The organism is Limnohabitans planktonicus II-D5 (assembly GCF_001270065.2).
Classification (GTDB): domain Bacteria; phylum Pseudomonadota; class Gammaproteobacteria; order Burkholderiales; family Burkholderiaceae_C; genus Limnohabitans_A; species Limnohabitans_A planktonicus.
Genome location: NZ_LFYT02000020.1, coordinates 75,021 through 82,594, shown reverse-complemented (window position 1 = coordinate 82,594; position 7,574 = coordinate 75,021). Strand labels below are relative to the sequence as shown.

Annotated in this window: 6 protein-coding genes and 1 pseudogene; 3 read left to right on the top strand and 4 right to left on the bottom strand. The window is 58.8% G+C overall.

What is annotated here, in order from left to right:
• Positions 1 to 384: 384 nt before the first annotated feature.
• Both H663_RS34700 and gcvA read right to left on the bottom strand, forming a co-directional pair.
• Complete coding sequence (locus H663_RS34700; RefSeq protein ID WP_116695777.1) at positions 385 to 1,365, bottom strand: IS110 family RNA-guided transposase; 981 nt, start codon at positions 1,363 to 1,365, stop codon at positions 385 to 387.
• 583 nt (positions 1,366 to 1,948) lie between these two features.
• A complete protein-coding gene (gene gcvA / locus H663_RS34695; RefSeq protein WP_053169317.1) occupies positions 1,949 to 2,860 on the bottom strand; it encodes a transcriptional regulator GcvA in 912 nt (303 codons plus the stop codon).
• Between the two features lie 104 nt (positions 2,861 to 2,964).
• Between gcvA and yfcF the strand changes: the two genes are divergently transcribed.
• The 3 genes and pseudogenes from yfcF (at position 2,965) to H663_RS34680 (ending at position 5,248) form a co-directional block, all read left to right on the top strand.
• Complete coding sequence (gene yfcF, locus H663_RS34690) at positions 2,965 to 3,600, top strand: glutathione transferase (protein ID WP_053169447.1); 636 nt, start codon at positions 2,965 to 2,967, stop codon at positions 3,598 to 3,600.
• A gap of 196 nt (positions 3,601 to 3,796) precedes the next feature.
• A pseudogene (locus H663_RS34685) lies at positions 3,797 to 4,096 on the top strand (NIPSNAP family protein); the annotation flags it as partial.
• A gap of 276 nt (positions 4,097 to 4,372) precedes the next feature.
• Positions 4,373 to 5,248: a YihY/virulence factor BrkB family protein gene (locus H663_RS34680; RefSeq protein ID WP_053169445.1), complete on the top strand. Its 876-nt coding sequence runs from the start codon at positions 4,373 to 4,375 to the stop codon at positions 5,246 to 5,248.
• Positions 5,249 to 5,484: 236 nt separating this feature from the next.
• Here the strand turns inward: H663_RS34680 and H663_RS34675 are convergent, their stop codons facing one another.
• Together H663_RS34675 and H663_RS34670 are read right to left on the bottom strand one after the other, a co-directional pair.
• A complete protein-coding gene (locus H663_RS34675; RefSeq protein ID WP_053169315.1) occupies positions 5,485 to 5,973 on the bottom strand; it encodes a RidA family protein in 489 nt (162 codons plus the stop codon).
• Between the two features lie 66 nt (positions 5,974 to 6,039).
• Positions 6,040 to 7,521: a M81 family metallopeptidase gene (locus tag H663_RS34670; protein ID WP_053169313.1), complete on the bottom strand. Its 1,482-nt coding sequence runs from the start codon at positions 7,519 to 7,521 to the stop codon at positions 6,040 to 6,042.
• Between the last annotated feature and the right edge of the window lie 53 nt (positions 7,522 to 7,574).

The window sequence follows — 7,574 nt, the reverse complement described above, 5'->3', positions numbered from 1 at the left end:
TGTGCAGTATTCAATGAAGAAAAGTTTTGTAGGTCGGAGCTTTAGCTCCGACAAGTGCCCACGCCGAAGCCAGCAAAGTCGGAGCTAAAGCTACCGACCTACAAAACCTGTGTCCTGTGAAGTTTTCAATGCTCAAAGATGTTGTGGCTCATTGATTTGGGTACGCTGATGGTTGAATTTTTTGCACCGTCACCCCGTAGGTCGGTAGCTTTAGCTCCGACAATTGCCCACGCCGAAGCCAGCAAAGTCGGAGCTAAAGCTACCGACCTACCAAACCTTTGACCTGTGAAGTTTTCAATGCTCAAAGATATTTCGGCTCATTGATTTGGGCACGCTGATGGTTGAATGTTTTGCACCGTCACCCCGTAGATACTGTGATGCTTGTCAAGCGCAGTGGAGTGCTGAATTGAACGGTTTGTTCGATTTAAGCACCCCAACGGCCACATGAATGAGCTTGCGCATCATGGCGCCGATGATCAGTTTGGGCGGTTTACCCGCACTGGCCAGACGGTCCCTGAAACACTTGCCCCAATCCGTTTTGTACAACGCTGCCATCGCTGGCATGTACAAGGCTTTGCGCACAAAAGCATGACCTACTTTGGACATTCGAGGTTTGCCTTTGACGCTGGAGCCAGACTCGTGCTGTCTGGGATCAAGCCCCACAAACGCCACTGCCTTGCGCGCATTGTCAAATTGCTCCGTTGAGCCGAAGTAGGCCAGCATGATGGCAAGGGTGCGCTCGCCAATGCCAGGAATGCTCTGGAGCAAGTCTCGCTTTTGGCGCAAATCCGGGTGCTTGTCTATGTGGTCTTTGATCAGCTTGGCCACAGCCTTGATTTCGGCGTTGAGCCAGTCAATATGGTTTTGAATTTGCGGCTGAACGGCTGCGTTAGCCACTTGCAGGCGATTGCTCTCTTGTGTGAGCATGTTTTGCAAGGCTTCAAGGCGAAGCACCAGGCTGCGCAGGACACGTTCATGAGGGGCGGGAGCCTTCCAGGGCTGGGGCAAGCGCTCTTTGCAAAAGTGAGCGATCAAGTTCGCATCGATCTTGTCTGTCTTGGACCGCATCAGGCGAGAGGCCCCATAAGACTTGATCTGAGCGGGATTGATGACGCTGACAGCGATGCCCTGATCGCAGAGGAACTCGGCCAAGGCCTCCCAATAGATGCCTGTGGCTTCCATGCAAACGTGCAGCTGGCTGAGCTGACAGGAGCTGACGCCATGGGCATCAAGCCAGGTGAGTAATTGGGCAAAGCCCTGAGCGTTGTTGGATAAAACTTTGTTGCGAACTTTGCCGTCGGGGCGAACCAACGCGCAGTCGAACTTGGATTTGGCGATGTCGATGCCAAGAAAATGTGTGTGCATAAGAAACTCGAAAGATCAACCTTGTGAATGCGGGCTCACACCAGAGGTGGGCCAAAGATACTGTCCGATCGTGGAACGAGGGTGAGTGCTTGGTGCAAAAAATCTACGTCACGGGCGGTAAAGCCCAAGGTCGGCAACGGCATCCAAGCACTCAGACCGAGGTGCCCCTCGGCCATGTCTTGAACATGTTTTAAAAGAAAAACACATTCAAAGGCATTGAGATAAAGCATACAAGGTCGGTAGCTTTAGCTCCGACAAGTGCCCACGCCGAAGCCAGCAAAGTCGGAGCTCAAGCTACCGACCTGCAAAACCTTTGCCCTTTGAAGTTTTCAATGCTCAAAGACGTTGTAGGTCGGCGGTCAAAGACCCCGACATGGACCTGTGCCGAAACCCATCCTGTCGGATTCTGCGAGTGGCGACCTGTGTGATGACATTTCTCACACATTTCTAACTTGAGCGTGCGGGATCAATAGGCCAAACACGCTTTGCAGCGATAGCAGTCGTTAACGAATGGCGACCATTCGCGGTAGCGATTTCAATAGCCCGGCCGACGATAAATCGCACTTCCGACATCAGGCCCTGCTCAGGCTACAGCCGCGCCTGTCATAGCCTTGAACGCAGCAACTTCTTCTAGCAGCCACTGGCGAAAGGCCAGCACCTGCGGTTTGTGCAGCGCGTCCGGAGGACAGGCGAGGTGGTAATCCCAAGGGCTTTTTACCGACACATTAAAGAGCCGCACCAACTCACCTGAGGCAATTTCCTGTGTCGCTACCACGTGGCGCACAAGCGCAATACCATCCCCGCCCATGGCAGAGCGCATGAGCAATGACAAGTCCTGAAATCGCACACCGCCGCTGGGCTCTGCAAGTTTCAACCCCACTGCCTGAAACCAGGGTAACCAGGGCTCGTCCGAGCGCAAGAGCTGAGCCGGCTTGAGTTGCTTCGGGGATGTGGGCAGCCGTCCCTGGTTGTATGCGGGGCTTGCCACCGGGTAATAAGAGTCACCCATCAGCCGCTCCACCACCAGGCCGGGGTACTGTCCTTGGCCAAAACGTATTCCGACATCCACGCCGTCGCGCACCAAGTCTTGCAACTGACCACTGGACTGCAAGACCAACTCCGTGTCCGGGTTCAAGTCAATAAATCTACCAAGGCGCGGGGCTAGCCAGCGTGACGCAAACGAAGGAGTTGCCGACACCGTGAGGCGCTTTTGCCGCGTCTCTTCACGCAACGTCTGGGCAGCACTCGCGATGTCTTGCAAGGCGTTGCGCACCGCTTGTGCAAACCTTGCACCGTGTGGGGTGATCGTCAAACGCTTGCCATTTCGCGTGAATAGCACAACGCCCAGGTCTTGCTCCAGCGCTCGAACCTGGTGGCTTACCGCGCCGTGGGTGACATGAAGCTCATCAGCAGCGCGGGAAAAATTCTGATGTCGGGCGGCGGCTTCAAAGGCGCGCAACGCGATCAGATGGGGCAATCGGTGTATATCCGTCATGAGCTTATGTGAGTTTGATTAGCAAGTATGTCAAAGATAAATCGTTATGCGCCTGAACACTGCACCGATAGACTTCTCGCATGTTTTATTTTTCGGACAACCCCATGTCACAGAGCCCGCTGGCCCTTTTTGTTGACCACCAGTTCACCAGTCCTTACGCCATGTCCGTGTATGTGAGTTTGCGCGAGAAAGACATTCCGTATGTAACTGAGCGCCTTGACCTCAATGCACAGCAACACCAGCAAACGGCGTACCGCCATCAGTCCCTGACCGCACGAGTACCCACGCTGGTGCATGAGGGATTCACGTTATCGGAGTCCAGCGCCATCAGTGAGTATCTGGAAGAGGTCTTTGCACCACCCGCCTATGCAGCGGTCTACCCACAAGACGTGCAACTGCGCGCCCGCGCCCGGCAAATCCAGGCCTGGCTGCGCAGCGACCTCATGCCCATTCGCACTGAGCGCGGGACGGACACGGTGTTCATCCAACCTACAGCAACCCCGCTGAGCGCCGCCGCGCTGCAAGCCGCTGAAAAACTGTTCAGGGTGGTCGAGCAACTGCTGCCAGCGCAGGCCAGTCACCTCTTTGGCAACTGGTGTATTGCTGACACCGATCTGGCACTGATGCTCAACCGCCTGGTCATGAACGGTGATGCAGTCCCTGAACGTCTCAAAATCTATGCCACTCAGCAGTGGCAGCGCCCAAGCGTTCAGCGCTGGGTGCAAGAGCAACGCACTTGATGGCCATTGACCCATGAGCACCTGCTACCTGCGCTACTTCATTGACCTGTTAAAGCTCAAGGAGTTCGCGCATGACGGGAAAATCTATTGATCCGGCCCTTTGAAGTCTGCAGGTTGACTTCAATTTTGCACCTTGTGGGAGCTAGCCCTGCTGGCGATCAGACGCGGCACAGACTTCATCGGGCCGAATCTATAAATTCCCTTTGTGGAGAAGTTTGGCGGCAAGCACCACGGCTACTTTCTACCCTCGGAAGGGGCGAACAACGTAGCCCTGGCGAAGTTCAGCGTCCCAAGCCTGGCGCTGCACGAAGAACACAGAGCCCAATCCATGCACGACCTGGAAAGTCGGGTGGCATTTCAATACGCAGCTGACACCCGCTGCGTCGTCAGCTACGAACGGCGCTTTTCCGGGCCAGTTATTGAGTCGTCGCGCCTCGTGGCCAATGATCGGTCGATGCAAGCACATCAATGTGCAGTTCTTGATCTGGCACGCTGAAGTTTGAAAAGTGTGAGTCATGTCATCACGTAGTTCGGCAATCGCAGAGTCCCACACTGTTGGCTTCGGCACAGGCCCATGTCGGGGTCTTCGACCGCCGACCTACAGCATCTTTGATGCGTTGCAAACTTCACAGGGCCGAGCATGCAGGCCTGTCCATCCGAAGCCACTTGGTTTGAAGTGGCACCACACGCCTGAACCCGTGGGTTTGACAGCGAACAGACCGCAGGCAGTCAGGGCGCTAACTTGATTCACCCTTTGCTCATTGGAGTGTGCATGCTGAAGACGAACATCCCAATCAAGGCGTGGTGGGGATTGTTCAAACAAGTTGCCAACGCATGGCTCGACGACTATGTGCCGAGCATGGGGGCTGCGTTGGCCTACTACACCATGTTTTCGCTGGCACCGCTGTTGCTGATCGTGGTGTCGGTGGCCGGTTTGGTGTTCGGTGAGGAAGCCGCTCGCGGTGAGATCCAGGCGCAACTGAGGGACCTGATGGGCGATGTCGGCGCGGGTGCCGTTCAAGGCCTGCTGGCCAGCGTGCGCGAACCCGCTGAGGGCTTGACGGCCACCGCCGTGGGCCTGGTGTTGCTGGTCGTCGGTGCGACCACCGTGTTTGCAGAACTGCAAGATGCGCTCGACCGCATCTGGGGCGTACCGGGACGCTTGCGAAAGAGCGGCTGGCTCACGCTCGTTCGCGCCCGTTTGATGGCTTTCGGCATGATTTTGGCCTTGGGATTTTTGCTCATCGTGTCGCTGGTCACCAGTGCCATGATCGCGGCCATGGGCCGAAGCCTCGACCCCGTCTTCGGTGGCTGGCAGGGTGTTGTGGAGGCAGGCAATGCGATCGGTGGCTTCCTGCTCGTGGCCATCATGTTCGGTCTGATCTACAAGGTCATGCCTCGCCAGCGTGTGCTGGTCTCCGATGTCTGGCTCGGCGCTTTGATTGCGACCTTGCTGTTTACCGGCGGCAAGTTCCTGATTGGCGCCTACATCGGTCGCAGCGGCGTGGCGTCGGGTTTCGGCGCAGCGGGCTCACTCGTGGTGGTGCTGCTGTGGGTCTACTTTTCAGCCCAGATCTTGCTGGTAGGCGCCGAGTTCACCTGCGCCTACGCCCGTACGTTCGGCTCCCACAAGATGCCAAACGCCTGAGCCTTCAGAATTCGGAACCCAATGCAATAGGCCGTCTCAATAGCTGAAATTAAAACGATCATTGGGATTCAGCAATCATCCAGCCATCCAACTTGCTGCTTGTCCACCTCTCCAGCGACCGTTTTCAAGGTGTTGAGTAAATGAATCCGATGGCCAACATGACCTGGCTTTAAGCCTGACATTCGCCAGGCCATACGGTGCAGTGTTGCGAAGTTGTCCGCCTCGCTCGCGGTGTCTCAGTCCTGCCGCAACAGCACCTCACCTTCAATTTCTACCGGGATGCCAAACGGCAATTCGGCCATGCCGACAGCGCTGCGAGCATGAGCGCCGACCTGCGGGCCAAACACTTCAAGGATCAGGTCGGTGAAGCCATTGATGACCGCGGGCTGGCGATCGAAGCCGGGTGCCGAGTTGACCATGCCGAGGATGTGCACCCAGGCCTCGATACGATCCAGACTGCCCAGCTCGCGCTTGAGGCTGCCCAAGATCGCCAGCGCCGTGAGTCGGGCGGCCGTGTAGCCCTGCTCCGCAGTCACTTGGGCGCCCACCTTGCCCAATGGCTGTGCCATGCTGCCGTCGCCCAACGTGGGGCCATGGCCTGAAAAAATAGCCCGCTGGCCAATCACGCGGACCCAGGGAAAGGGCAAGGTGGTGCCCGGGGGCATCTTCAGCGGCTCAGGCAAAACAAGGCCCAGTTGGGCCAGACGTTCATCGATGGCAGACATGCAATTCCTTTTCAAAGTGTTGGTGCGTGGGCACTGGCTCACGCGTTGAAGTTGACGGGCATGGCCTCAGGGTGCCGTACCCGACCAGGGATCGGCCACGCGGGGCCAGAATTGGGGGTCGCGGTGATGGAAGGGCAGCGCGGCGATGTCGGCCGTCAGTAACCCCGGTGAATCGGCGTACAGCACATCGCGAGCGAGCGGTGCGAAGGCGGCATGGAAGTGCTGCATGGACTTCACCACCACCGCGTGCTTGCCACGCAAGTCAATGCCCAAGCCGGTGAACAGATCGGTGCCGATGACCTGCTGGCAGCGCGAAATCAGCACCAGATCGATGCCTTCGGCCGTGCTCACCCAGGCCGAAGCACCCAGGGGGCTTTTGGCGCCGAAGGCGGTCTGTTCGTGGTTCTCGGCAAGCGCCCGCACGGTGACGCGCAAGTCCACGGGAGAACCCGAGGTGGGGCCGGACTTGCCCGCCACGCGCAGGGCCAGCGTCGACCCCAGGCCCGCCTCGAAGCACAGCTGCACGGCGCCCGGGTCCCACAAGCCACCAAGGGCCACATTCGGGATGCCGAACGAGAGGACCGCCTGCAGCGCAAAGCTGCTGTCGCCACGGGCACCGCCGCCCGGGTTGTCGGCCATATCGGCTACAACAATCGGCCCCGCCCCGGGCAATGGCGGTAACTCGGCCACACGTCGCATGGCGGCCTCCATGCCCAGCGGCGGCTGGTGCAAAGCGTGACGCAATGTCCACAGGCGCAGGCCAAGCTCTTTCGCCAGGCGGGTGGCCAGGGCTTCGTCACCGTCCGTGACCACCCAAAGACGTGCACCCGCCTCTGGCACGTCGCCAAACGCGAACCCGTGGGCGTGCGAGACCGACAGCACGCCGTTGCGTCCTTCGAGGGCCTGCAGTTCCCCGACAAAGCTTTTCAGGGGCTCGCGTGTGGTGGGCCAACTGCCCGCCATGCGGCAGTCCCAGACCGCGGTGACGGGGCGGATGCGGCGCTCGGCGGTGTCGATGGTCAGTCGCGCCACTTCAGCAGCGCGCTCGTCAATGTCAGTGTGTGGGTAGGCCTTGTAAGCCACCATCAACGTGGCATGCTGGACCATGCTGCGCGTGACGTGCCCATGCAGGTCCAACTCGACACCAATGGGCACCTCTGGGCCCACGATGCTGCGTGCACGCTCGAGCAGATCGCCTTCGCAGTCCAGGCAGTCCTCGGCCGTCATCGCACCGTGCAGCATCAGCATCACGGCCTGTACCGGCAGCGCGGCGCGCAAGTTGTCCAGTAACTCGTCGCGCAACTGCTCGTACACCGGCTGCCGAATGGGGCCGAGCGGCACGGCGGCGGCGAACAGGCCCTCGACCACTTCCCAGCCACGCGGCGAAACCACGCGGTGCACGGTCTCGATGGCGCTTAGATAGCCGCCTGGGTCGACGCCACTTGCTGGCCCTCGCCGGATGCCTTCGGTTTCGAAGGCACCCAGCCCGGTGGGGATCGGCGAGTAGGAGTTGTTCTCGGCCAGCAGGCCGGCTAGGAAGAGTTTCATCGGCAATGAAGTCGGGGGGCAATCCGGTCTGGGCGTCGGCTGCGACGTGCCCG

Excerpts from the sequence above, each read along its gene's own strand:
- H663_RS34700 (WP_116695777.1), bottom strand. The coding sequence starts at position 1,365 with ATGCACACACATTTTCTTGGCATCGACATCGCCAAATCCAAGTTCGAC.
- gcvA (WP_053169317.1), bottom strand. The coding sequence starts at position 2,860 with ATGACGGATATACACCGATTGCCCCATCTGATCGCGTTGCGCGCCTTT.
- yfcF (WP_053169447.1), top strand. The coding sequence starts at position 2,965 with ATGTCACAGAGCCCGCTGGCCCTTTTTGTTGACCACCAGTTCACCAGT.
- H663_RS34680 (WP_053169445.1), top strand. The coding sequence starts at position 4,373 with ATGCTGAAGACGAACATCCCAATCAAGGCGTGGTGGGGATTGTTCAAA.
- H663_RS34675 (WP_053169315.1), bottom strand. The coding sequence starts at position 5,973 with ATGTCTGCCATCGATGAACGTCTGGCCCAACTGGGCCTTGTTTTGCCT.
- H663_RS34670 (WP_053169313.1), bottom strand. The coding sequence starts at position 7,521 with ATGAAACTCTTCCTAGCCGGCCTGCTGGCCGAGAACAACTCCTACTCG.